General features: G+C 72.7%; 24 protein-coding genes. 13 read left to right on the top strand and 11 right to left on the bottom strand.

From position 1 onward, the window contains the following. Window positions 1-1611, bottom strand: a complete 1611-nt coding sequence (locus ACN265_RS17645; RefSeq protein WP_421408584.1) for a cellulase family glycosylhydrolase — start codon at window positions 1609-1611, stop codon at window positions 1-3. A gap of 705 nt (window positions 1612-2316) precedes the next feature. On the opposite strand from ACN265_RS17645, the gene ACN265_RS17640 reads away from it, so the two are divergent. From ACN265_RS17640 to ACN265_RS17625, 4 genes are all read left to right on the top strand, one after another. Then, a complete protein-coding gene (locus tag ACN265_RS17640; RefSeq protein ID WP_421408583.1) occupies window positions 2317-3753 on the top strand; it encodes an extracellular solute-binding protein in 1437 nt (478 codons plus the stop codon). A gap of 149 nt (window positions 3754-3902) precedes the next feature. Further along, window positions 3903-5750: an ABC transporter permease subunit gene (locus ACN265_RS17635; protein ID WP_421408582.1), complete on the top strand. Its 1848-nt coding sequence runs from the start codon at window positions 3903-3905 to the stop codon at window positions 5748-5750. A gap of 235 nt (window positions 5751-5985) precedes the next feature. Further along, the gene (locus ACN265_RS17630) at window positions 5986-6510 is read left to right on the top strand and encodes a hypothetical protein (RefSeq protein ID WP_421408581.1); all 525 of its coding nucleotides are present in this window, start codon (window positions 5986-5988) and stop codon (window positions 6508-6510) included. Continuing rightward, window positions 6507-8030, top strand: a complete 1524-nt coding sequence (locus ACN265_RS17625) for a hypothetical protein (protein ID WP_421408580.1) — start codon at window positions 6507-6509, stop codon at window positions 8028-8030. Before ACN265_RS17630 ends, ACN265_RS17625 begins: the two co-directional genes overlap by 4 nt. Window positions 8031-8150: 120 nt before the next feature. Here ACN265_RS17625 and ACN265_RS17620 read toward each other — a convergent pair whose 3' ends face one another. Continuing rightward, window positions 8151-8780 carry a DUF4291 domain-containing protein gene (locus ACN265_RS17620; RefSeq protein ID WP_421408579.1) on the bottom strand — a complete coding sequence of 210 codons (630 nt, stop codon included), beginning with the start codon at window positions 8778-8780 and terminating at the stop codon, window positions 8151-8153. Window positions 8781-8947: 167 nt separating this feature from the next. Between ACN265_RS17620 and ACN265_RS17615 the strand changes: the two genes are divergently transcribed. After that, window positions 8948-9622 carry a hypothetical protein gene (locus ACN265_RS17615; RefSeq protein ID WP_421408578.1) on the top strand — a complete coding sequence of 225 codons (675 nt, stop codon included), beginning with the start codon at window positions 8948-8950 and terminating at the stop codon, window positions 9620-9622. A gap of 51 nt (window positions 9623-9673) precedes the next feature. Here the strand turns inward: ACN265_RS17615 and ACN265_RS17610 are convergent, their stop codons facing one another. From ACN265_RS17610 to ACN265_RS17585, 6 genes are all read right to left on the bottom strand, one after another. Beyond that, window positions 9674-10036, bottom strand: coding sequence for a hypothetical protein (locus ACN265_RS17610; protein ID WP_421408577.1), 363 nt, complete (start codon window positions 10034-10036; stop codon window positions 9674-9676). A gap of 81 nt (window positions 10037-10117) precedes the next feature. Continuing rightward, on the bottom strand, window positions 10118-10636 hold the full coding sequence (locus ACN265_RS17605; protein ID WP_421408576.1) for a hypothetical protein: 519 nt from the start codon (window positions 10634-10636) through the stop codon (window positions 10118-10120). 123 nt (window positions 10637-10759) lie between these two features. Beyond that, window positions 10760-11338 carry a transcriptional regulator gene (locus tag ACN265_RS17600; protein ID WP_420119605.1) on the bottom strand — a complete coding sequence of 193 codons (579 nt, stop codon included), beginning with the start codon at window positions 11336-11338 and terminating at the stop codon, window positions 10760-10762. Next, entirely contained in the window at window positions 11335-12480 is a 1146-nt protein-coding gene (locus tag ACN265_RS17595) for a PEP/pyruvate-binding domain-containing protein (protein WP_421408575.1), read from the bottom strand. The genes ACN265_RS17600 and ACN265_RS17595 overlap by 4 nt, the downstream gene beginning before the upstream one ends. Further along, on the bottom strand, window positions 12477-12872 hold the full coding sequence (locus ACN265_RS17590) for a DNA-binding protein (RefSeq protein ID WP_420119603.1): 396 nt from the start codon (window positions 12870-12872) through the stop codon (window positions 12477-12479). Before ACN265_RS17590 ends, ACN265_RS17595 begins: the two co-directional genes overlap by 4 nt. Window positions 12873-13087: 215 nt before the next feature. After that, on the bottom strand, window positions 13088-13390 hold the full coding sequence (locus tag ACN265_RS17585; protein ID WP_420119602.1) for an antibiotic biosynthesis monooxygenase family protein: 303 nt from the start codon (window positions 13388-13390) through the stop codon (window positions 13088-13090). A 220-nt stretch (window positions 13391-13610) separates the two neighbouring features. Here ACN265_RS17585 and sigJ point away from each other — a divergent pair, with 220 nt between their 5' ends. After that, window positions 13611-14630 carry an RNA polymerase sigma factor SigJ gene (gene sigJ / locus ACN265_RS17580; protein WP_421408574.1) on the top strand — a complete coding sequence of 340 codons (1020 nt, stop codon included), beginning with the start codon at window positions 13611-13613 and terminating at the stop codon, window positions 14628-14630. A 44-nt stretch (window positions 14631-14674) separates the two neighbouring features. Here the strand turns inward: sigJ and ACN265_RS17575 are convergent, their stop codons facing one another. From ACN265_RS17575 to ACN265_RS17565, 3 genes are all read right to left on the bottom strand, one after another. After that, the gene (locus ACN265_RS17575; protein ID WP_168222526.1) at window positions 14675-14845 is read right to left on the bottom strand and encodes a hypothetical protein; all 171 of its coding nucleotides are present in this window, start codon (window positions 14843-14845) and stop codon (window positions 14675-14677) included. Window positions 14846-14980: 135 nt separating this feature from the next. Next, window positions 14981-15202 carry a hypothetical protein gene (locus ACN265_RS17570; protein WP_420119707.1) on the bottom strand — a complete coding sequence of 74 codons (222 nt, stop codon included), beginning with the start codon at window positions 15200-15202 and terminating at the stop codon, window positions 14981-14983. A 104-nt stretch (window positions 15203-15306) separates the two neighbouring features. Then, the gene (locus ACN265_RS17565) at window positions 15307-16410 is read right to left on the bottom strand and encodes a sporulation protein (protein ID WP_421408573.1); all 1104 of its coding nucleotides are present in this window, start codon (window positions 16408-16410) and stop codon (window positions 15307-15309) included. A gap of 373 nt (window positions 16411-16783) precedes the next feature. Between ACN265_RS17565 and ACN265_RS17560 the strand changes: the two genes are divergently transcribed. The 7 genes from ACN265_RS17560 to ACN265_RS17530 all read left to right on the top strand — a co-directional run bounded on the left by ACN265_RS17560 (window position 16784) and on the right by ACN265_RS17530 (window position 23845). After that, window positions 16784-17590 carry an SAM-dependent methyltransferase gene (locus ACN265_RS17560; RefSeq protein ID WP_421408572.1) on the top strand — a complete coding sequence of 269 codons (807 nt, stop codon included), beginning with the start codon at window positions 16784-16786 and terminating at the stop codon, window positions 17588-17590. Beyond that, on the top strand, window positions 17587-19437 hold the full coding sequence (locus ACN265_RS17555; RefSeq protein ID WP_421408571.1) for a putative bifunctional diguanylate cyclase/phosphodiesterase: 1851 nt from the start codon (window positions 17587-17589) through the stop codon (window positions 19435-19437). Before ACN265_RS17560 ends, ACN265_RS17555 begins: the two co-directional genes overlap by 4 nt. 151 nt (window positions 19438-19588) lie before the next feature. Beyond that, complete coding sequence (locus tag ACN265_RS17550; protein WP_420119704.1) at window positions 19589-20146, top strand: RNA polymerase sigma factor; 558 nt, start codon at window positions 19589-19591, stop codon at window positions 20144-20146. Continuing rightward, complete coding sequence (locus ACN265_RS17545) at window positions 20143-20946, top strand: hypothetical protein (protein ID WP_421408570.1); 804 nt, start codon at window positions 20143-20145, stop codon at window positions 20944-20946. The genes ACN265_RS17550 and ACN265_RS17545 overlap by 4 nt, the downstream gene beginning before the upstream one ends. A 108-nt stretch (window positions 20947-21054) precedes the next feature. Beyond that, entirely contained in the window at window positions 21055-21855 is an 801-nt protein-coding gene (locus ACN265_RS17540) for an ABC transporter ATP-binding protein (RefSeq protein WP_363654763.1), read from the top strand. Beyond that, on the top strand, window positions 21852-23258 hold the full coding sequence (locus tag ACN265_RS17535; RefSeq protein WP_421408569.1) for a hypothetical protein: 1407 nt from the start codon (window positions 21852-21854) through the stop codon (window positions 23256-23258). Before ACN265_RS17540 ends, ACN265_RS17535 begins: the two co-directional genes overlap by 4 nt. Further along, window positions 23255-23845, top strand: a complete 591-nt coding sequence (locus ACN265_RS17530) for a hypothetical protein (protein ID WP_421408568.1) — start codon at window positions 23255-23257, stop codon at window positions 23843-23845. Before ACN265_RS17535 ends, ACN265_RS17530 begins: the two co-directional genes overlap by 4 nt. Window positions 23846-23873 lie beyond the last annotated feature (28 nt).

Genomic DNA, 23873 nt, shown 5'->3' with positions numbered 1-23873 from the left:
TCAGTTCGCCGCGCAGGACACCGCCGGTACGGCGTTGGTGCCGCCCGACGAGCCCAGGAAACCGAAGGTGGTGCTGCCGCCGGCACCGAGCGCGCCGTTGTAGCTGACGTTGCGGGCGGTCACCGCCGCGCCGCTGGTGGTCAGCGTCGCGCTCCACGCCTGCGACACCTGCTGCCCGTTGCCGAACGTCCAGGTCACCGTCCAGCCGCTGATCGCCGAACTGCCGGCGGTGACCCGCACCTCGGCCTGGAAGCCGCCCTGCCACTGACCGGTCACCGTGTACGTCGCCGAGCAGGAGCGCCCGCCCGGCGGCGGGGTCGTCGGCGGGGCGGTGGTCGGCGGCGGCGTGGTGGTCGGGGGAGCGGTGGTCGGCGGCGGCGTGGTGGTCGGCGGCGTGGTCGGGGTGGTGCCGCCGACGGCGCTCATGATGGCGTCGATGATGCCCTGCTGGGTGACCGCGCCGCTGCTGCGGTTGAACAGCCCGAACCCGTACGCGCCGTTGTAGCCGTTGTCCCAGTAGGCGGTGGCCGCCCCGTACTTCTTGGCGGTGGCGACCAGGGTGCGCGCGTAGTCCGCCCGGTACCGGTTGTTCGTCGAGTCGGCCGAGGTCTTGTCGACCGAACCGTACTCACCGACGAACACGGGGTATCCACGCGCGACGAAGGTGTCCCGCACCTTCTTCAGTTGCCCGTCCATGAAGTCCTGCTGTCCCCAGGTGGACTTGCGTGCCGGGTTGGTGGCGGCCGGCCCCCACTGGGTGATGGTGCCGTTCTCCTCACCGGCGAAGTCCCAGGGGTCGTAGTAGTGCACGGAGATCATGAGCCGCTGCTCGTTGGCCGGCACGGACGACGAGCGGTACTGGTCGGTCGGCAGCACGAAGCCGTAGTTGCCGACGGTGTAGTCGATGTTGGTGTTCCAGCCGGGGATGAGCAGCCAGCGCGAGGTGTTGTTCCCGCCGGTCCGCCGGACCGTGTCCACGAAGATCTGGTTGTAGGCGTTGATGTTCGAGTAGCACGGCTGGGTGGGATTGCCGTACTGACCGTCGAACTCCTCGTTCATGGATTCCAGGACGAGGCGTTCGCCGTAGCTCTGGAATTTGGTCGCCACCTGCTGCCAGACCTTCTGGTACTTGTCCCTGATCGTCGTCTGGTTCGACGAGTCGCAGATCAGCCACGAACCGTTGATGGTCTTGTAGCCGTCGCCGTGCATGTTGATCAGCACGTACAGTCCGCGGCCATAGGCGTAGTCGACGATTTCCTGGATGCGGTCCAGCCAGGCGGAGCTGATCGTGTAGTTCGGGGCGGCCCCGATGTTTCCCAGATAGGAGACCGGAATGCGGATCGTCTTGAATCCCGCAGCCCGCACCCGGTCGATGAATGCCTGCGTCACGACCGGGTTGCCCCAGGCCGTCTCGCTGGGGATTCCGTTGGCGTTGGCTTCCAGGGCGTTACCCAGGTTCCAGCCCGCTCCCATGTTGGCGACGAGTTGGGTGGCGTTCAGTTGGGTCATGCTGTCGGCCGACGCGGAACTCGTCATCACGGCCGTCGACCCGGCCAGCGCCAGTACGCCGGAAAGCACGGCGAACTGAACCCTCCTCAGTGTGGATTTCATCAGCATCTCCCGTCTTCGAGTCAACCGTCGCACGATGGTTGTCGAAGCGTTTCGACAGTATTTCGACTGCCTGTTCCGGCAATCGATGGGCTGCCAAAGAATAGATGCACGTGCATCGATCGGCAACGGGAAGGCTGCCGGTGGGCGGGCGCGGGGCCGCTGCGGGACCGGCCGGGCGGCGTCGGGCCGAGGTGGCGTCGGGTCGAGGTGGCGACCGGGTGGCCGGCGGGCCGGATCGTGCCACGCCGGCCTGGACGCCGGATCCGTGCGCGTCGGGCATGTGCGCCTCGGGCATGTGTGCCTCGTGTCGTCGGGTCGACGGGCGCGGGTCCGTGGTCGCGTCGACGCCGCGCGCCCGACCGCGACCGGTGTCCGTCGTGCGGCGGGCCGCCGCAGGGGTGCCCTCGTCGGGCGTGACCCGCCGCGACCGGCAGGTGGCCGCCGGGTGGGCGCCCGACCTCGCGGCGGCCGTCATCCCTATTGATCACAGTGAATTGCCGGAAGTGTCTTCCGATGGGAAGGAGGGTCTGGTCGCGACTTTCCGAAATGTGTAGAGTGAGCGCAGCGCCGCCCTGATCGACATGCTGCGGTCATTCCACCAGGACGAATGATCGTCCTCGATGGCGAACGGTACCGACGTCCACAAGGGAAGACCATCCTTCCCGGCCTTCGGTGAGTTGCGGTGAGGCGGAACGGAGGAGACAGATGTCCACGGAGGACGGCTCGTTACGGACCCGGCGCGGCTTCCTGGGAATGGGGGTGGGGCTGCTCGGTGCGGCCGGCCTCGCCGCCTGCGGAGGAAGTGGACCGTCGACGCCCAGGGTGCAGGCCGAGGTCCCGCAGGAACTCGTCGACGCCGCGGCGGCGTTGAAGGGCTCCTCGATGGGGATGCTGTCGCAGAAGCTGTACTCGGAGGCGGCGAACGCGGCCCTCGACAGCTCGATCAGGAAGTTCGCCGACACCACCGGCACAAAGATCGGAAACAGCCTGGTCCAGGCCGACGCCGGGGACGTCGTCGCCAAGATCGATGCCGAGGTCAAGGGCGGCGTCGCGCGTGACCTCGCGTTCATGACCGACTCGCGGTTCGTCGCCCAGTTCCAGGCGCTCGGCGACCTGGAGGACGTGACGGACGTCGTCCAGGCGTTGACGGCGAAGTACGGCGAACCCACCGCCGAGTCCAAGAACTTCTGCGTCTTCGACGGCAGGTGGTTCGCCATCCCGTACCACTTCATCGGGATCGGGTCGTTCCTGCGCAAGGACTGGATGCAGGACAAGGGCATCACCCCGAAGGACAGCTACACGTGGGAGGAGCTGCGGGACCTCTGCCTGGCGATCTCCGACCCCGGCAAACGGCGGTTCGGCTGGGGCATGACCGTCAACCGCTCCGGTGACGCCAACGGCATGATCGAGGCCCTGATCAACTCCTACGGCGGGGCGATCGCCTCCAACGACGGCCGGAAGGTCACCTTCGACTCTCCCGAGACCGTCCAGGCGGTCACCTTCCTCGGCGACATCTACACCAACCCGACGTACAAGCCGATGCTGCCGCCGGGGGTCGCCGCCTGGACCGACTCCAGCAACAACGAGAACTGGCTCGCCGGGATCCTCGGCTACACCCGCAACCAGTTCAGCGTCTACGCGGACTCCAAGACCAAGAAGAACCCGGTCTACGAACGCACCCACGTCTTCCCCGACTGCACCGGTCCGGCCACCGACACCTCCCTGCTGCTGGGCCAGTCCCAGTGCTTCGTCATCTTCAAGGGCGCCAAGAACGCCGAACTCGCCAAGCTCCTGACGCAGTACCTGGTCAGCGCCCCCGCGCTCGTCGGCGTGGCGAAGGAAGCTCCGGGGCTGGCCCTGCCGGCCTGGGACCGGGTCTGGGACGCCGACCCGTTCTTCACCAGCGGCGACCCGGCATTCCCCATCATGCGCAGGATCACCCAACAGAAACTGCCGCTGTCGACGAAGAACGGCCTGGACTTCCCGCAGAAGGCCAGCGCCGGGCAGCAGGCCGCCGTCGGCGCCTACGTGCTGACCGACATGATGCAGCAGGTCATCCAGGGCACGTCGCCCGCGCGGGCCGTGCAGACCGCCCACGCCAAGATGGTGCAGATCTTCACCCAGCAGGGTCTGCCGCAGTGACGTCGGTCCGCCCGGCGCCGGCCCCGGCGTCAGGAGGATCCCCACGGTCGAGGCCCGGCGCGCGTCCCGCGACCCGACGACGGCTGGGACGCGACTGGCGGCTGGCGGCGCTGTTCCTGGCTCCCACGGCCGTACTCGTCGGCGCCCTCGTGCTCGTCCCGATCGGCTGGGCGGTCGTCACCAGCACCACCGAACGGCACGGCCAGCACAGCGTGTTCGTCGGACTGGCCAACTACCTCGCCCTCACCGACGACGAGCAGTTCCACACCGGCGTGGTGAACTCGTTCGTCTTCACCGCGTACGCCGAGGTGTTCAAGGCGGTGCTGGGCCTGTCCGCGGCCCTGCTGCTGCACCACCGACGCCGGGGACGGGCAGTGCTGGCCGGTCTGCTCCTGCTGCCGTGGGTGGTGCCGACGGTCGTCACCGCGTTCAGCTGGCGCTCGCTGCTCGACCCGATCTTCGGCAGCGTCAACCTGCTGCTCACCGAGTCGGGGATCGGGCCGTTGCTGGTCGACGCGCACCTGGTCGACAGCTGGCCGGCGGGCTGGCTGTCCGAGGCGTCCCTGGCCATGCCGTCGGTGATCATGGTCAACGTGTGGAAGGGCGTGCCGTTCTTCACCGTCGCCTTCCTCGCCGGGCTGAAGGCCATCCCCGCCGACCTCTACGAGGCGGCGACCGTCGACGGGGCGTCGGCGTGGCGGCGGTTCCTCCACGTGACGCTGCCCGGACTGCGCCACGTCATCACCGTGACCGTCACCCTGTCGTCGATCTGGACGTTCAACAACTTCGACCTCATCTGGCTGCTCACCCAGGGCGGCCCCGGCGACGCGACCGCACCGTACGTGCTCGTCGCGTACTCCAAGGCGATCCTCCAACTCCAGTACGGCGCGGGAGCGGCCGTCACGCTCGTCATGCTGCCGGTCATCGGCGTGCTGGTGTACGTGCTGGTCCGGCTGTTGCGGCGGGACGCCGACACGGCGCCGACCCGCCCCGCCGGGCCGGCGCGCCGGGCCCTGCCGTGGGCCGCCGCCGTGGTGGTCACCGGCGCGCTGGCCTGGGCGTCACCGCACATCCTGTGGAAGGCGGTGCTGGTCCTCGGGGTGATCCTGCTGGTCACGGCGGCGGTCGGCCGGGTCCTGTCGGCGTTGCAGTCGTGGGGACGGCGCAGGACGTCCGCCCTGGTGTCGGGCCTGGCCTCCGGCATCGCCCTGGCCGCGCTGCTCGTCTTCGTCCTGGCCCCGCTGTACTGGATCGTCGTCACTGCCTTCAAGTCCGACGGCCAGATCGTTCTGCACGAGCGCGACCTGTGGCCGACCCCGTGGACCCTGCAACAGTTCACCGACCTGTTCACCACCAAGCCGTTCGGTCGCTGGTACCTCAACACGGTGCTGGTGTCCACGGCGTCCACCGTGGTGGCGCTGGTCTGCGCCGCCCTGGCCGGCTACGCGCTGGCCCGGCTGCGGTTCCGCGGGGCGCAGGGCTTCACCGTCACGGTTCTGGTCACCTACGTGATGCCGGGCGCGCTGCTGTTCATCCCGCTGTACCAACTGCTCATCGGTGCCCGGCTCACCGACTCCCTGTGGTCGCTGGTCGTGACGTATCCGACCTTCACGCTGCCGTTCGCCACCTGGCTGCTGGCGGGATACTTCGCGTCGATCCCCATCGAGTTGGAGGAGGCCGCGCTGGTCGACGGCTGCACCCGGCTACAGGCGTTCGGTCGGGTGGTGCTGCCCCTGGCCAAGCCGGGACTGCTGGCGGTCGCCCTGTTCACCCTGACCAACGCCTGGAACGAGTTCCTCTTCGCCTTCGTGTTCATCACCAAGGACGAGTACAAGACCCTCCCCGTGGGCATGCAGTCGATGATCACCGGAGACGTCGTGCCGCAGGGGCAACTCGCCGCCGCGTCACTGCTGGTCAGCATCCCTGTGGTGATCATGTACGCCTTCGGGCAGCGGTTCCTCACCGAAGGGCTCACCGCCGGAGCGGTCAAGGGCTGACCCCACCACCGCCGACCACCCGGTGGGCCGGCACGGCGTCCGGCGGGTCTGTCGGCATGTTGACACCATCGCCACCCCGCCGGCCGGCACCCGTGGTGACCTCGGCCGACGCTCCGCGGCCCCGCCGCCGCGACCGCGCGGCCCCTGGCGCGGGCGTGGGACAGTTCTGGTCGTTCGGCCGGGCCACCCGGCGACCGCTGACCGCACCGTTCATCAGAATCTGGGGAATCAGAGCATGAGTGCCGACTCGGACTGGGGCGACTTCCTGACCACCGACACGCCGATCGGGGACACCACCCTGACCGAGGCGGTAGCGGCGCTGCCGGAACCGTCCGCGTCCATCGTGGACAGCGAGATCAGCGGCGCGGTCAGCGACCAGGACTGGTCGAACTGGCACGCGGACAGCGGCGACGACTGGGCCGACTCCGCGCAGGACTGGGCCGACTACGCCGTGGAGAACGCGGCGGCCGGCAACGTCGAGGCCGCCGAGAGCGCCATGGCGCGGGCGGCCGACCACGCGAGCATCGCGGAGAACAACTACACGGTCTCCGACGAGTACTCCGACGCCGTGGCCGACCACGTGGAGACGGCCGCCGCCGAAATCGACTGGGCCGCCAGCGGCACCGACACCAGCACCTCGTACGACCCGACCTCCTACGACGCCAGCACCTCCTACGACACCAGCACGTCCTACGACGCCGGGGGGTACGACGCGGCGTCCAGCTTCGACACCAGCGTCTCCTACGACGCAGCGGAATGAGCTGGGCTGACCCCGGCGGACCCGGTGCCGTGCCGCCGGCCGTCGCGGCCGGGCTGGAGCCCGGCCGGCTGGCGGCCGGCGTCCACCGTCGGCTCGGCGCACCGCCGAGCGTGGCCCGCCAGCACCTGCTGCGCGGCATCCGCGACCTCGCCTTCGACCTGAAGATCGAACAGCTCAGCCTCCTGGAGGCGGTTCGTGGCTCCCGCCTCGGTGGGGTCACCCTCTCGCCGACGCAGGTGCCGGTGCTGCTGCGGGTCACCCTGGAGGCCGACGGCCCCGGGGTCCGGGTCGGCGTGCTGCTGGTCGACCGCTGGCCGGGCAGGTTGGGGCGGAACTGGGGCGTGACCTCGGTGTACGTCAGCCTCTTCGAGTCGGTGCTGAGCACGTTCGACGCCGCGCTCGGCCGGCTCGACCCGACCGCCGCGGCGTCGTTCACCCCGTGGTGGCGGCAGACGGGCCCGGGTGACGTGGCGATGATGCAGCACGCCGCCGGCCTGGCCAACCGGGCGCAGGCGGCGCTCTCCCGGCACGCGGGTCGGCTGCTCGACGGCGACGGGTCGGCGCAACGGCAGGCGGTGGTCACCCGTACCGGCGGCGCGACCTTCACCTTCGAGACGGCCGACACCGTCGCCGAGGTCCCCGCCGAGCTGGCCGACGGCATGCTGATGGTCGGCACGCTGATCGTCAGCCGGCCGGGCGGCATGCCGCCGAAACTGGTCGGGCAGGTGCAGTCGCTGGTGTTCCGGGTCGAGGAACGCCTCGCGGCGGGCGGGACCGACCGGATCACCGTCGAGCCGGCCGACGTGCCGGCGGTGACCTTCCTGCACCAGCAGGCGCGGCTGCGCGGCCTGCTGCCGGTACGGACCCTGCGTACCTGCACCACCTGCCGGCTGGAGAAGGTCGCCAACCCGGAGATGGAACGCATGCAGGAGCGCACCCGGCGGACCCGGGACCTGGCCAGCAGCATCAGCGGCCTCGTCACGCCCTACGTGCTCGCCGGCCGGCTGGTGCAGCTCAACAACAAGGGTCCCGCGTTCGCCTGCCCCCGCTGCCAGGGGATGGACGCCGACGAGACGGTGGTGACCTACTGCCAGAAGTGCGGTGACCGCCGCGCCGAGACCGCACTGCGCACCTGCCCGAAGTGCCAGTTCGATTTCCGTAGCCTGATCGGTGCGGAACCGGTCTGGCGGCCCCGTGCCGCCGTGGCGGCGCTCCCGGGGCCGCAGCCCGACGGCCACCCGCCACCGGCGGTACGGCCCGCCACCCCACCGGCGTCCGCGCCTGGTGCTCCGGGCGGGTCCGGCCCGGCCCGGCCCGTGGTCGGCGTGGCGGCTGCGCCCCCGCCTGGCGGTGGCCCACCCGTGGCCGGCGCCCCGGTTGCACCCACCGCCGGGGCGTACCCTCCGGGTCCGTCCTCGCCACCGGCCCCGGTACGCCCGCCGGCCGGGCAACCCCCTCCGGGCTACCGACCCGACCCGGAGGCTGAGCAGTGGCCCCGGCCACCGGGCTTCGGGCCCTGAGCCGGGCGCGACCCCGGCGTCCACCGTGCGCCCCGGGCCCGGGGCGCACGGTGGCGCAAGAGGCCGGAGCGCCGGTGGGTGGGTCGACCTGTTGCGGTCAGGGTCGCGGCACGTCGACTGTCACTGCCGGTGCCGCCGGTCGGGATTCTCGGCGGGACTGGCGGCGAGGCCGTCCGCGATCCCGTCCGGAAGTGGATAGACGTGTTCGACGGGCAGGCGTGCTGCCGCCGCCTGCTCGTCACCCCGGCGCAGCAGGTCCCGGATCTGTCCGACGGTGGCGGTGACGTCCTCGACCGCGACGATCCAGTCGTCGACGTACCGGTCGACAGCCTCGCCGGACAGCCCGACCTGCAACGAGCGGTACGGCAACGCGGCCAGCCGCAGCGAACGCTCCGGGTCCCACTGCACCCGGACCGGACTGGTCCGCAACTGCCGTGACCAGTTCTCCCGGTCGCCGTGCAGGTCACGGTCGTAGTGACTCAGGCAGGCCCGGGCCAGCGCCCACTCGAACCCCGCCCGCGTGATCTCGATGGACAGCACGCGCTCCTGTCCGGGCTTCGTCGCCCAGCCGCAGCGGTACATCATCCACAGGAACGACGGCTTGATCCACGTCATCCGCTCCCGCTTGAAGGGGGCCACGAAACGGCCGGCGGCCACCGCCGGCACCGCGATGCCGGGTGGGTACGCCTGGTACACGGTGACGGTCGTGGCCGTGTGGCGGGCACGGATCTGACGTTCAGGCACGGACACCCGCCGATCCTCGACGATCAGGACCCGACCGGTCCACCCGGATTCCGCGCCCGTCGACCCCATCTGGACGAGGGTCCGTGTTGCCCGTGCGGTGTTCACTGCAAGCAGGTGTCTGTCGACGTAGGAGGGTGGGCATGCGGCAATGGTGGCGGGCCAGGAGGGCGGGTGTGCACCGATGGTGGCGGACGTTGAAACCCGCCGAACAGGTGGCGGCGCTCAGCGCGCTGGTCACACTGGTCGTGGGTGTCATCGCGGCGGTGCCGGCGTACCTCGCCGCCACCAAGGAGACACCGGCGGCGTCCGAATCTGCGGCCGGCTCCACCACACCGCCGGAACCGACGACAGGTCCACCCGGGACGCCGGAGCCGACCGACCCACCGAGCCCACCGGCCACCCCCACGGCATCGACGACACCGGGCAGCCCTCCTCCCACCCGGACACCGCCGCCCACGGTCGCTCCGACCGTGAGCAGGACGCCGACGGTGCGGTTCGCGATCACCAGCGCGACGGTGGTGCCGAACTGCTCGGACGTCTCCGGCACGGGGGACGAGCCACCGGCCGGCCGCACCGCCGTGCTCTTCGTCCGCCCGGCCGGCGGGACCTACTTCTACGAGCAACCGCTACGCTTTCCCACCCCGCACAGCTGGCAGGCCAACCGGGTCGTCGTCGGCGACGAGAGGTCGCCGGGGCAGCGCTTCGAACTGCACGTCTTCCTCGTCGGCAACGCGTACGCCAGGGAACTCGCGAAGCACGACGGAGCGCCCTACTCGGTCCCCGATGTACCGGGCGAGCCGCTCACCTCGGCGGCGGTGACACGCACCGACGAGATCGGCAACTGCTGACCCGGCCCGGGAGCGGACAGCGGCGACGCGGCCCCGCCGGCCCGGGTGACGTCACCATCCCCGACGGCCGTCGTCCGGTCGGCGGCCGCGCGCCAGCAGGTAGCCGGCGTAGGCGGCCAGCGCCACGGCAGCCACCGTCGCCGACGGACCGACCAGGCCGTGGGCGCTCGCGCGGGAACCCATCGCGACCCCCGAGGAACGGTCGGCCAGCAACGACCAGCGGGACCGCCACGCCAGGGCCGACCCGACCGAGAGCGCCGACCCGATGGACAGCACCGATCCGGCGGAGCCGACGCTGCCGACGGAGGCGATCGAGCCGACGCTGCCGATGGACAGCACCGAGCCCCGCGACCCGATCGACAACACCGAGTCGGTGGACCACAACGACAGCCGCGACGATCCGGTGGAGGTCATGGGCGCATTGTGCCGCACTCCGGTCGCTTCCGAGGGCCGATCGGACCTGCGCCGGCCGGCACCGGGGCGGACCGCGCGCTGCTAGGCGTCAGGTCGCGGCACCAACCAGTCGCCCAGCACGTCATGGAGGATCAACAGGACGGCACCGAGCAGAACCGACGCGAGTATGCCGAAGCCGAAGCCGAGAACGCCCCGGTCCCGCGGGTATGCCGGGTTCCGCGCGGCCACCGCCGCCGCAGACCGTGACCACGGCCGCTCCCGGGCCGTCCAGAGCAGCAGTCCGAGACCCCACGGACTGAGGAAGATCAACCAGAACCAGTACCACCGGGTGCCCCGGACCGGCGCCGGGCCGGTGACCACGACGACGAGCGCGACGACGGCGAGGAGGACGCCGGTTCCGCCGAGGACGGACACCGGTGCGTTGAGGTTACCGGCGCGGTGTTCGAGCCCGGCGGCCCGCAACTCCTGCGCGATGCCGACGGCACCGGGTCCGGGGTAGCTCTCCTGCCCGACGGCACCGGTGGTGTTCACCTGTCCGAACCGGTCGGTGTCCGTCCAGTACACCCGGTCGACCACGTCGTCGCGGCCCCGAGCAGCCACAGCAGAACCAGGATGATCCGCAACGCGCTCCACCACCTCGTCGTCCGGCTCGCCGGCACACCCTGACTCATGCGCGCAGTGTCCCAGTACCGTGCCGGTTGCGGGCGTCGGTGCGTGGTGCGGTCAGCGGGTGATGCCGAGGGTGGCGATCAGGTCCTCGTGGAGTTCGAACCAGACGTGGTGGCACGAGTCGACCTGCACGCCGGTGATCCACGCCGGATCGTCGCCGGCCCGGGTGAGCGCCCGGGTGAACCGGTCGTGGTAGCCGCCGAAGCGGGCCAGGCACGCGGCCAGGTGTCGTTCGAGGTCGCGGAGTTCGTCGGCGAGTCCGGCAAGCTGACGCAGCGTCCCGGTGGCCTCGCCCGGTCGCAGCTGCCAGGCGGTGAAGACCCGGGTCGCCCGGCCGTTGAGGGTCAGGAAGAGTTCGTGGGCGTCGGCGACGGTGCCGTGGGCACGGACCCGGTCGAGTTCGGCGCGCAGTTGCGCCTCGTTGCGCCGGCGTCCCGCCGTGGTGAGCGACCACCCGGCCTGCCCGGCGAAGGACGATCTGCCGACCCAGCCGTACGCCTGGGCGTCGAGGAGGTCCTCGTGGGTCTGGTCGGGGTCGAGGTCGAACCGGGCGGCGACGGTGGGGCTGTCGGCGAAGCCGGTGAGTCGTACCGCGTGCAACACGAGCAGGTCGGTCGGTGACGGGTGGGTCACCGGTGGTGCCCTGCGGTGACGGTGCCGATGGTGCCGTCGACGGTGACCGGTTCGCCGTCGGTCAGGGCGGTCATCGCCCGGTCGACGCCGACGACGGCGGGGATGCCGAACTCCCGGGCGACGATGGCCGCGTGGCTGAGGATGCCACCGGTCTCGGTGACGACGGCGGCGGCGAGCCCGAACAGCGGGGTCCAGGCCGGGTCGGTGGTCCGGCACACCAGGATGTCGCCGGGCCGCACCCGGTGGAAATCCTCCACCGAGCGGACGAGGCGGGCCGGCCCCCGGGCCCGGCCGGGACTGCTGGGCACACCGGTGACCACCGGAGTGGTCGTCGCCGGGTCGTCGGTGGGTGCCGCGCCGCCCAGGGCGGTGATCGGGCGGGCCTGCACCAGCCAGATCCGGTCGTCGGCGACCGCCCACTCGATGTCCAGGGCGGGGCCGAAGAGGTCCTCGGCGTGCCGGCCGAGGGCGACCAGTCGCGGCACCTCGTCGGGCCGCACGCAGCTGCGGGCCCGGTCCGCGTCGGCGACGGGGGACCGCACCAGACCGTGCCGGCGCAGGTCGAGCCGGGTCTGCTTGGCCCCCACGGTGAGCCGGACGACGTCGGTCGGGCCGGTCACGATCACCTCGTCGGGGGTCACCGCGCCGGCGACGACGGACTCGCCGAGGCCCCAGGAAGCGTTGATCACCACCGCGTCGCCGCCGGTGCGGGGGTCCCGGGTGAACAGCACGCCCGCGTGGTCGGCCTCGACGAGGGCCTGCACCAGTACCGGTGCGGCGGCCGGCCCGTCGTCACCGAGGTCGAGACGTGCCCGGTAGCTGCGCGCCCGTTCCGTACCCGGTGAGGCGGCGCACCGGCGCACCGCGCCCAGGACGTCGTCGAGGCTGCGGGCACCCAGGACGGTCTCCAACTGCCCGGCGAACGACACCGTCGACGCGTCCTCGGCCAGCCCCGACGACCTGACCGCGACCGCCCCGCTGCCCAGCCGGTCCAGCTGCCCGGCGATCCGCCGCGGGTCGACCGCCGGACCGGTGACGACGAACCCGTCCGGTACGCGCAGCCCGGCGCGCAGCGCGACGCCGAGCCGGTACGCCTTCCGGCCGCACGAGGCGTCGGCGTCGGCGAGCGCGACGATGCTCACGGACCGGCGTCGGCACTGCGGCGCGACAGCACCCGCTCGTGCCGCTGCTGTGCCGCCTGGGCGGTCCGCAGACCCAGCGGACGGGCGATCTGCGCCCAGGTCAGCCCCTCCGCGCGGGCGACGAAGAGCAGGCCGGCCTCGAGCTGGTCCAGTTCGGCCCGGGCGGCGGCCAGCAGCGCGATCGCCGCCAGCAGGTCCTCGGGCAGCTCCAGCGCGTCCCGGTCGGTGTTGGCCCGCCACAGTGCCTGGCGGATCAACGTGGTCGCGTCGTGCGGCTGCCCCTCGGCCAGCCAGGGCAACCGCGGCAGGTCCCGACCGCCGCGGTCGGTCAACCGCCTGCGCGCCCACCGCTCGGCGTCGGCCGCGCTCTGCTGCCCCTCGTCCCCGTGCACGTCGTCAGCCTGTGCTTCAACACTCTGTTTGTCAACAGACTGTTGAAAGATCCGGTGGTACCCGGCCGGGTGGGCCGGGCACCACCGGGCGCCGGCTGCCCGGCCGGGCGCACGTCGACGCCGGCCGGGCGACACGCCGAGAGCGGCCGGGCCGCCGGGGCAACCCCACGCCGCTCCCGGGGGGCAGCCGGCCGCCGGTCGTCAGGCCGCGACGGTCACGCGGTGAACTCGCCGACGACGGTGTAGAGACCGGGGCTGGCCTGGGCGAGCGCGGCGGTCCGCCGGGCGTACTCGGCCGCCTCGGGGTCGGCCTGGGTGGCCCGGACGTCGTCGGCGCTGCGCCACCGGGCGACGTTGACGACGCGGGTCCGGTCGAGGCTGGCGAGCAGGGTGACCGAGACGAAACCGGGCCGCCGGGACACCACCTTCTCGGTGCCCTCGACCAGCAGGTCGATCACCTCCTGCTGCCGGGACGGGTCGACGTCGATGACGTTGACGAACGTGACGGGGTCGGACATCGCCTTCTCCTTCGCACGCGCTCCCCACGGGTGGTGCCGCCACGGCGGGCCGCACCCGACGCCGCGTGGAGCTGCCGGGTGAGCGGACGGGACCGCCCGCTCTGTGAGGTAGACGACGCCGGTCGGCGAACTGTCAGGCGGTGCCCGCCGCGCCGGACGTGATCCGATAGCCGTGGGCGGCGCGCGACGGCCGTCGCGCCGGCCGGGGGAGGGAGCAGAGGTGCCGCAGGACGCCGTGCCGGGCCACCCGGGGCCGCCGGACCCGGTGACCCGCGATCGTGGGGTCCTGCTGGGGCTCAGCTACCGCCTGCTCGGTTCGCTCGCCGACGCCGAGGACGCCGTGCAGGAGACCTACCTGCGCTGGCACCGGCTCAGCGACGGGGAACGCGACGCCGTCGTCAACCCCCGCGCCTGGCTGATCAGGACCGCCAGCCGCATCGGGCTCGACATGCTCACGACGGCACGGGCCCGCCGGGAGCGGTACGTCGGCGAGTGGCTCCCCGAACCCCTCCCGGCGACCGGCTGGAGCAGCCGGGAAGCCTCGACGGTGGTCGACCCCGCCGACCGGGTGAGCCTGGACGACTCCGTGTCGATGGCCCTGCTGGTGGTGCTGCAGGCGATGACCCCGGCCGAGCGGGTCGCGTTTGTGCTGCACGACGTGTTCCGGTTCACCTACCCCGAGATCGCCGGGATCGTCGGCCGTACCCCTGCCGCGTGCCGGCAACTCGCCTCGTCGGCCCGGCGTCGGGTCCGTGAGCAACGCCGCGCACCGGTGCGTCCGGCCGAGCACGCCGCGGTCGTGCGGGCGTTCCGGTCCGCCTGGCAGACCGGCGACCTCGCCGCCCTGGTCGACGTGCTCGATCCGGACGCCACCGCGATCACCGACGGCGGCGGCCTCGTCTCGGCTTCCGCCGTACCGCTGCACGGGGCGCAGGCCATCGCCAACTTCCTGCTGGGCGTGTGGGAGCGGCAACCCGACCTGCTCGTCGACGAGACGTCCGTCAACGGCGAGCCGGGTCTGGTCGCCACCGACCGGCTCGGCCGTACCCTCGCCGTGCTCGCGCTCGCCGCGACCGGCACCGGCCGGGTCGGGCACCTGTGGGTGGTCCGCAACCCCCGAAAGCTCGCCCGGTGGCGGCACGTTCCGGCTGGTCGGGGTCGCTGGCCGACGCCCCGACCGGCGGGGGACGGTGTCGCCGCTGTGGCGCCTCGACCGTCACCCGCGCCGACCGGGGTGTGACCGGACAGTGTCCGGTGGTGCGGCCGGTCCGGACGGGCCCGCCGTCAGGCCGGCTCGGGCACGCCGCCCGGATCGCCGTCGTCGGGCATCGGCTCGACCGGGGCCTCCGGCAGTTCGCCGGGCGTGTCGGGAAGAAGCTCGCCGACGTCGTCCGGCACCGGCTCGCGGGGGTCGAGGGGTGGGTACACGTCCGGGTCGAGGTCAGGATTTGTCATCGGACAATTATCCGGCACGACGGTCGGGAACGCCCGTCGGCAGCGGCCGTGCCGGCGTCGTCGCGGTCCGCCCGACAGTGGTCGGCGCGGGCGGGTGCCCGGTGGCCCGGGGGAGTCCCGGGCCACCGGGTGGGCTCACTTCGCGCCGGTGAGGGCGACCAGGGCGTTGGCGGTCTGGAAGTACGGGTTGCGGCCGAGGTCGCCCACGGTGGTGATGCCGAAGGCCTCCTTGAGCAGCTTGGCGTCGCCGTCGCTGACCCCGGCGAGGGCGGACACCGGGGCGTCGACGATCTCGGTGAGGGCCTTGTCCTGGTATGCCTTGTCGACCAGCTTGGTGAGGTCGGCGCTTGCGGGCATGCACACTCCTTGACTCGTGGTCGGAAATCCCGACCATATACGGACGAACCAGTTGAATTAGATCATGATTCCTCTGCCCGATCCACGGTGGACCGGGCGGGGGATCAGGCGTCCTCGTCGCCGCCCTCGTCCTCGTCGTCGAAGATCTCGTCGGCGATCATGCCGCCGGCGAAGCCGAGCGCCGCGCCACCGACCACACCGGCGGCGACCGCACCCATACCGGGCCCGTCGTGGTCGTGGTGCCCCTCCTTGTGGTGGCCGCCGGGATGCCCGTGCCCCGCGTGCCCGTAGCCGGGCTGTCCGTAAGCAGGCTGTCCGTAGGCGGGTGCGCCGTAGCCCGGTGCGCCGTAGCCGGGCGGCGGGGGCGGCGGCGGGTAGCCGGGCGTCCCGTAGGCCGGGGCGGGCGGGGCGTAGCCGTAGCCGACGTGCGGATCCTGCCGGCCGTCGACGGCCTGCCGGAGCCAGCCGTCGACCTGCGCGGTCCAGTCGCCGTGCGCGTCGCCGTGGGCGACGTGGTGCCGGCCGTACGAGTCGTGTCCGCCGGTGAACAGCCCGCCGTGCTTGTCCAGCTCCAGCACGACGTCCACGCCGTGCCCGTTGGCGACGAAGGTCAGCTCGACCTCGTTGACGGCGTGGGCGTACTGCGGTGCCGCGTAGTACTCGATCTCCTGGTAGAACGGCAGCGTCTGGTGCGACCCCGCGATGTGGCCCCGTTCGAGGTCGGCCGCCTTCACCGTGAAGCCGAGCCGGCCGAACGCCTCCAGGACGCGCTCCTGGGCGGGCAGCGGGTGCACGTACACCGGGTCGAGGTCGCCCTTGTCGACCGCACCCCGGACGGCCACCTCGGTACGCAGGCCCATCGTCATGCCGGGCAGGTGCTGACCGTTCAGCTCGGTCACCGGCGTCTCCCACGGCACCGCCACCTGGAACGGCAGGCTGAGCTGCTGCCCCTCGCGCAGGAACAGGCCGCCGGCGACCGGCACCCGGTGGAACTCCACGAGCGCGTCGTACTCCTCCTCCGCGCCCTCCATCTCGACCCGGGTGACCAGACCGACGGTGATCTGGTCGATCTCCACGTCGTGGCTGCCACCGGTCAGGTTCACCTGGCCGGTGAGCGTCAGCCCCGGTCGGGTGCTCGGATTGGACAGGACCGTATCGACGCTGGGGCCGCCCACCCCGAACGCACCCAGCATCTTCTTGAACACCACGAACCTCTCCCTCGACGACCGTCGGGCACGCGGTGACCGCAAACCCGACGTGATGTGCGTGAAACCGTTGTCCGGCAACGACTCCAGCGGCCTCCACTGTGGAAGTCGCCGGGCCGGCAAGCTACCAATGCAACCTGGACGGTGGCTGAGTGGAGCGGGCCCGTGGCCGCCGAGGTCCGTCGCCTCCGCGTAGGGTCGCCGTCCGCTCCCGACCCGATCCGGGCGCGCGACGGCCGATGTCTGTACCGTGTGGACATACGGTCGGCGGCTGGGCGCCGTGGCCCCGCACCGTCATCGCGGTGCGGTACGGGAGTGGAAGATATCCGACTATAGTGGCGGCGGTCACGTCACGGTGGTGGTGGGAAGGGCGACGATGGAACGGCCTGAGTGGGCGCCAGCGGATGTCGATCTCAGCCGGCCGAGCGTGGCGCGAGCCTACGACTACTGGCTCGGCGGCTCGCACAACTTCGAGGTCGACCGGGAGTTCGCCCGCCAGGCCCTGGCCGCGGTGCCCGATCTCCGCCTGGTCGCGCGGGCGAACCGGGAGTTCCTGCACCGCGCGGTGCGGTTCATGCTCGGCCAGGGCGTCCGGCAGTTCCTCGACATCGGGTCCGGCATCCCCACCGTCGGCAACGTGCACGAGATCGCCCAGCAGGTCGACCCGGACGCCCGGGTGGTCTACGTGGACATCGACCCGGTGGCGGTCACGCACAGCACACACATCCTCGCCGGCCAGCCCAACGCGGTCGCCCTGCTCGAAGACCTCCGCCACCCGGAGGCCATCCTCGAGCATCCGGAGACCCGCCGGCTGCTCGATCTCGACCGGCCCGTCGGCCTGCTGCTCGTCTCGGTGGTGCACGCGGTCCCCGACCACGACGACCCGTACGGTCTGATCAAGCGACTGTGGACGGCCCTGGCCCCCGGCAGTTGCGTGGCGATCAGCCACGTCACCACCGACAGCCGACCGGACGAGATGGGGGAGGGCACCCGGCTCAGCGGCCGGACCAACACGCCTGTCACCGCTCGCACCCGCGCCCAGGTGGAGGACTTCTTCGCCGGCCTCGACCTGGTGGAGCCCGGCGTGGTGTGGTCACCGCTGTGGCGTCCCGAGTCGCCGGCCGAGGTCGGCGAGCACCCGGAGCGGATGAGCTTCTACGTCGGAGTCGGACGCCGCAGGTGAGCGATCGGCCCGACGCCGACGGAATCGACGACCGGTACCGGCCCGGCGTCGAGGGGTTCGTCACGGCGTGGGCCACCGCCCTGCACCGCGCCCACTACGTGCCGATCACCGCCGGGCAGCGGCACCGGATCGTCAGCGCACTGGCCGCCCGGCTGGTCACCGCCGTCCTCGCCGACCCGGCCCGGCCCGGTGACGGCCAGCGGATCGGCGCCGATCTGGTGGCGGCCGGCTTCGGCTCGCCGGAGGCGCTCGGCGGGACGATCGCGGTCATCGGCGCCCGGCTGCCCGCCGCGCTGGGCATCGCCGCCGACCCCACCCGCGCCACCCGCCTCAACGACCTGCTGGCGGAGCTCGCGGCGGGCTTCGCGTCCGCCGCGCACGACCGCAGCCTGTGGGAACAGGACACCGTCCGGCTGGCCGCGCTGGCCGCCCGCACCCAGGCCGAGGAGGCGTTGCGGGTCAGCGAGGCCCGGTTCCGCCGCTTCGCCACCCACGACCAGCTGACCGGCCTGCCCAATCTGACCCGGTTCACCGAGGAACTGGGACGCCTCTGTTCCGCCGCCGTGCCGGTCGACCGGGTCGGGGTCTGCTGCCTCGACGTCGACGACTTCGCGGCGGTCAACGACGTCCTCGGGCACCAGGTGGGTGACCTCCTGCTCCGCGAGATCGCCCACCGCCTCGCCGCCCTCACCGACCCGCGGGTCGACCTGGTGGCCCGGCTGGACAGCGACCGGTTCGCGATCCTGGTCCGCGACACCACCTGCGCCGAGGACGCCATCAAGATCGCCGACCGGGCCCTGGCCACGCTCGCCGCCCCGTTCCACGTCAACGACACCGAAGTACCCCTGACGGCGAGCGCGGGTGTCGCCGAGGGCAGCGTCGCCGACGACGGCGCCACCCTGCTGCGGGACAGTGAGATCGCGCTGCACTGGGCCAAGGCCGACGGGAAGGCCACCCTGCGCCGCTTCGACCAGGACCGCAGCGCCGCGGACGCGGCCCGCTACCGCCTGTCGGCGGCCATGCCCGCGGCGCTGCACCGTGGCGAGTTCACCGCCGCCTACCAACCCATCGCCGCGCTGCGCTCCGGGCGGCTGGCCGGGGTGGAGGCCCTGGCCCGTTGGCGGCATCCCCAGCTCGGCCTGCTGACCGCCGCCCGGTTCATCGACCTCGCCGAACACACCGGTCTCGTGGTGGCGCTCGGCCGCCACCTGCTGGAGCAGGCGTGCCGGCAGGCCGGCGAGTGGCAGCGGATCCAACCCGGGCTGTACGTCAGCGTGAACGTGTCGGTACGCCAACTCCGCCAGAACGGCCTGGCCGGGGAGGTGGCGCAGATCCTCGACCGGACCGGCCTGCCGCCCCACCTGCTCCAGCTGGAGGTCACCGAACAGGCCGTGATCGACCTGACCGGCGTGGTGGCGGAATCCCTGGCGGCGCTGATGACCCTCGGCGTACGGATCGTCATCGACGACTTCGGCATCGGCTACGCGAACCTGGCCAACCTCCGCTCCCTCCCGCTGCACGGTCTCAAGCTCGACGCCAGCCTGACCCGCCCGTCGGCGCAGCCGGTCCGGCGGCCGGGGGCCCGCCGTCCCGGCACGGACGACGACTTCCTGGGTACCGTCGTGTCCCTCGGGCACCGGCTCGGCCTGGTCGTGACCGCCGAGGGCATCGAGACCGCCCAGCAGGCCCACCGGCTGACCGCGACCGGCTGCGACAACGGGCAGGGCTGGCACTTCGGCCGTCCGGTGCCGCCCGACGAGATCACCGCCAGCATCGTCGCGCAGCGCGACCTCGACGCGGTGTCCCGGGACACCGCGCTGCCGGCGTTCCCCGCCCAGCAGCACTGACCTGCACCGGCGCGGCAGGCGGCCCGCCGACCCGCTTCGGGCGGGTGGGTCAGGATGGGGGGAGCCCGACCCGGCGACAGTGTGACGCCGGTCACTCCGATTGGGGACCCGATCCGGTGCGGCCGTCGTCTTACCAGGCGTGAGGACAGACATGGAAGCAGACGACGAGGGTGAACTCGTACGCCGCGTCGCCCGTGGCGACCGCCAGGCGTTCGACGAGCTCTACCGTCGTACTGCCCCGTGGTTGGAGGTGCGCCTGCGGCGCCGCTGCGCCGACCCGGACGTGGTGGCCGAGGTGCTCCAGGACACCTACCTGGCGGTCTGGCGGGCGGCGGGCAGCTTCGCCGGCACCCGGGCCCGCACCGGCGACGAGGCGCAGGGCAGCGCCGTGGGCTGGCTGTGGACCATCGCCGCGCACCGGCTGGTCGACGCGTTCCGCCGCCGCGCCCGCCGCAGTCAGGTGCCGCAGGTGGAGCTGACGCCGGCCACCGCCCCCGCCGCCGAGGACGAGGTGATGGCCGCCCGGATCGGCCAGGAACTGGAGCATGCCCTGCTCACCCTGCCGCCCGCCGTCCGGGCCGCCCTGCGGGCCACGGTCCTCGACGGGCTCTCGGCGCGCGAGGCGTCGGTGCTGCTCGGCGTACCGGAAAACACGGTGAAGTCCCGCGTCCGCCGGGCCCGGGTCGCCCTACGGGAGGCATTGTCATGACCACCCACCCCAACCTGACCCAGATCGACCGCTATGCCACCGGCGACCCCGGTCTCGACGAGGCCAGCGTCTGGGCGATCGAGGTCCACCTCGAAGACTGCGCCGACTGCCGCGCCCGCCTGGCCGGCAGCACCACGGCGGAGAGCCGGACCGTGATCGACCTGGTCGCGACGGCGCTGGACCGGGAGATCGCGGCCACCCCGGCCCCGGCCCGCCGCAGCCGGTCCTGGTCGGTGGCCCGGCACCGCTGGTTCGTCGGCACCCTGCTGCCCTGGCTCGTCATGACGGTGACGGTGCTCGGCTGCGCCGCGCTGCTCGGCGCGCTGTGGGTCGGCCTGCCCTCCGTGGTGCTGCTGATCGCGCCCCTGGCGCCGCTGCCCGGCGTGGCGGTCGCCTGGCACCGTCGGGCCGACCCGGCCTGGGAGCTGATCGCCGCCACGCCCGCCGCCGGCCTGACGATGCTGCTGCGGCGCACGGCCGCGGTGCTGGCGTTCGTCATCCCCGCGCTCGCCGTGGTCGGCGCCGGGACCGGGGCGTCGATGGCGCTGCTGCTGCTGCCCTGCCTGGCGTTCACCGCCGCCACCCTGCTGCTGGGTACCCTCGTCGGCGTACGCCGCGCCGCGCTCGGCCTCATCACGGCCTGGACGCTCGCGGTGATCGCCCCCAGCCTCGTCGCCGCCCGGATGCCGGTGGTGCTGTCGGCGGACAGCGCCCGCACCTGGGCGCTCGTCACGGCCGTCCTGACCGTCGTCGCCCTGCTCCGGCTCGACGGTTTCCGGCGGCTCTCCCACCGCGACTGATCCCCACCCCCACCCCTGACCGACCCCCACCCCCGACCTTGCGGAGCGGTACGGCCACCGGGCCGGACCGCCACCCTGCCCTGGAAATTACCGAAGGAGACAGCGACGATGCGTGCGGTGAGCGCGGTCGAAACGACCACCACCACCCATCCCTGGGCGATCCACGCCGAGGGCCTTCAGGTCCGGGCCGGCCGGTACCTCGCCGTCAACGGCCTCGACCTGGCCCTGCCCACCGGCGTGCACGGACTGCTCGGCCCCAACGGCGCGGGCAAGACCACGCTGATGCGCGCCCTGGCGACCGTCGTGTCCCCGGCCGGCGGCCGGTTGACCCTGCTCGGACACCCCGTCGACGGCCGCTCCGAGCTGCGGGCGGTCCGTCGCGCCCTGGGCTACCTGCCGCAGCACTTCGGCTACTACCCCCGGTTCACCGTGCGGGAGTTCGTCGGCTACATGGCCTGGCTCAAGGAGATGCCCAAGGCGGGCGTCGCCGAGGCGGTGCAGCGGGCCATCGACCGGGTCGGGCTCACCGCCAAGGCCGACGCCCGGATGAAGACGCTCTCCGGCGGCATGCTGCGCCGGGCGGGCATCGCCCAGGCCATCGTCAACGACCCACGGCTCCTGCTGCTCGACGAGCCGACCGTCGGCCTCGACCCGGAACAACGGCTCGACTTCCGGGAGCTGCTGCGCGACCTCGGCGGCGACACCTGCGTGCTGGTCTCCACCCACCTGGTCGAGGACGTGGTGGCGGCCTGCACCGACGTCGTCCTGGTCAACGAGGGCCGCCTGGTGTGGCGGGGCACGCCCGAGGTGCTGGCCGCGCAGGGCGACGCGGGTCACGCCGGTGACAGCCCGGCCGAGCGGGGCTACTCGGCGCTGCTGCGTCAGCACCGTGCGGAGGCCACCCGATGAGCGGGCGGACCATCGCCGCGCACACCGCCGCCGCCCGGCGGCCCGACGGGAAGCGGGGTGCCCGGGTGGGCGTCATGGGGATCGAACTGCGCCGCTCCGCCGCGCTCGGAGCCGCGGTGATCACGGTGGTGGTCGGGGTCGGGTCGCTGTACGTGGCGACCGGCCGCTGGTCGACCGGCTGGATGGCCCTGGCCCTGGCCATCCGGGAGTACCTGCTCCTGCTGTGGCCGCTCGCCCTCGCGGCCGGAGCCTGGCAGGGCCGCCGGGAACACCGGGCGAAGGTCGGCGAGTTGTTCGCCACCACCGCCCGCCCCCGTGCCGCCCGGATGCTGCCGGTGCTCGGCACGATGGCCCTCACCCTCGTGGTCGCCTACCTGGTGGTGACCGCGGCGGGCATCGCCTGGATCGTCAACACCGCCTCGTACGTGCCGCTGCTGAACTTCGTCGTCGTCACCGCGGTCGGCGCGCTGTCCCTGGTCGCCGCGGCGTGGCTCGGACTGGGCGTCGGACGGCTGCTGCCCGCCCTGGTGACCGCCCCGGCACTGGCGGTGGGCGGCGTGCTGCTGGTCTTCTTCAGCACCGTCTCGACCCCGGAGCGGCTGGCCGCGGCGATCTCCCCGGCGCACGGCTCCGGCGGCTTCCACGAGTACCAGACCATCGACAGCCGGGTCAGCGGCGCGCTGGCGATCTCGATGACCACGCTCGCCGTCACCGGCCTGCTGCTGTTCGTCGCCGACGGGTGGCGGCTGCGGGCGATGGCGGTGCTGCCGGTGCTGCTCGGGGTCGGGGTGGCGACGACGATCCTCCCCACCGACCGGGACGTGCTCACCTGGCCGGTCGACCCCGTCGCGCGGGAACTGGTCTGCACCGACGCCACCCCGACGGTGTGCGTCAGCCGGGTCCACGCCAACGTGCTCGACACGATCACCCCGCGGGCCCGGGAGGGCCTCGCGGCGCTGGCGAAACTACCGGACGCGCCGACCGTCGTGCACGAGGACACCCGCACGATCGGGTACCGCCAGGAGCAGCCGGCCGTCCAGGACGAGGTCGTCACGATCGAGGTCCGGATCGACAAGCGGGGCCGGCTCGCCCACCCCGACCTCGTGGTCCTCGACGTCGTCAGAAGCCTGGGCGTCCCGTACGACTACGACTGCCGGAACCGCAACGAGACGGTCGAGCGGGCGGCGGCGTACTGGCTCATCGGCCGTGAGCCGCGCTCGGACGTCGGGCTGGTTCCCGGCATGATCGAGGAGGACCCGTCGATCACCACCGGGGCGAAGACCCTGTGGCAGGGCCTGCGGGCACTGCCCGAGGCCGAGGCGGTGGCCCGGGTCACGGCCGTCCGCGACGCCGTGCGGGCCTGCCGGGACTCCGAGGGCCTGTTGTCCCGGAGTGCCAGGTGACCGGGACGCTGCTCTACCTGCGTTCACGCCGGGTACCCGTGGCCCTGGCCGCGGCGGTCGGCGGCGCCGCGGTGGTCTGGGCGCTCTACCGGGCCCTGGCCAAGGACCGCGACGCCACCCCGATGCTGGTCGTGCTGACCGTCCTGATGATGGTCGCGGCGTTCGCCCCCACCCTCGTCGGCCCGGACGCGAACCTGGACCGGACGGCATCACTGCGGTGGTCCTGGCGACGCGGCGCGCACCTGCTCGCCGGCGGGGTGATCGTCCTCGCGGTGCTGCTCGCCACGCTGCACACCGGAGCCCGGTTCGGGCCGGCCGCACTGGTGGTCCGCGACGCCGCCGGGCTGCTCGGTCTGACCGCGCTGTGCACGAGCGTGGTCGGCGCCGCCCGGTCCTGGTTCCTGCCGGTGGGCTGGACCACCATCGCGGCCGTGTACCCGCAGGGCGGGACCTGGGGAGCGGTCGCCACCTGGCAGGGCCAGCCGACCGACAGCCGGGCCGCCGCGGTGACCGCGGTGACGTTCGCCCTCGCCGGGCTGGTCGTCTACGCGGTCGCCGGCTCCGCCCGCACCGACCCGGCGGAGTAGCGGCTCGGGCGTCCGGCGGCGGGCAGGA

This window comes from Micromonospora sp. WMMD730, assembly GCF_049178955.1.
Taxonomy (GTDB): domain Bacteria; phylum Actinomycetota; class Actinomycetes; order Mycobacteriales; family Micromonosporaceae; genus Micromonospora; species Micromonospora wenchangensis.
The sequence above is the reverse complement of the archived record's forward strand: the minus strand, read 5'-3'. Positions and strand labels throughout refer to the sequence as shown.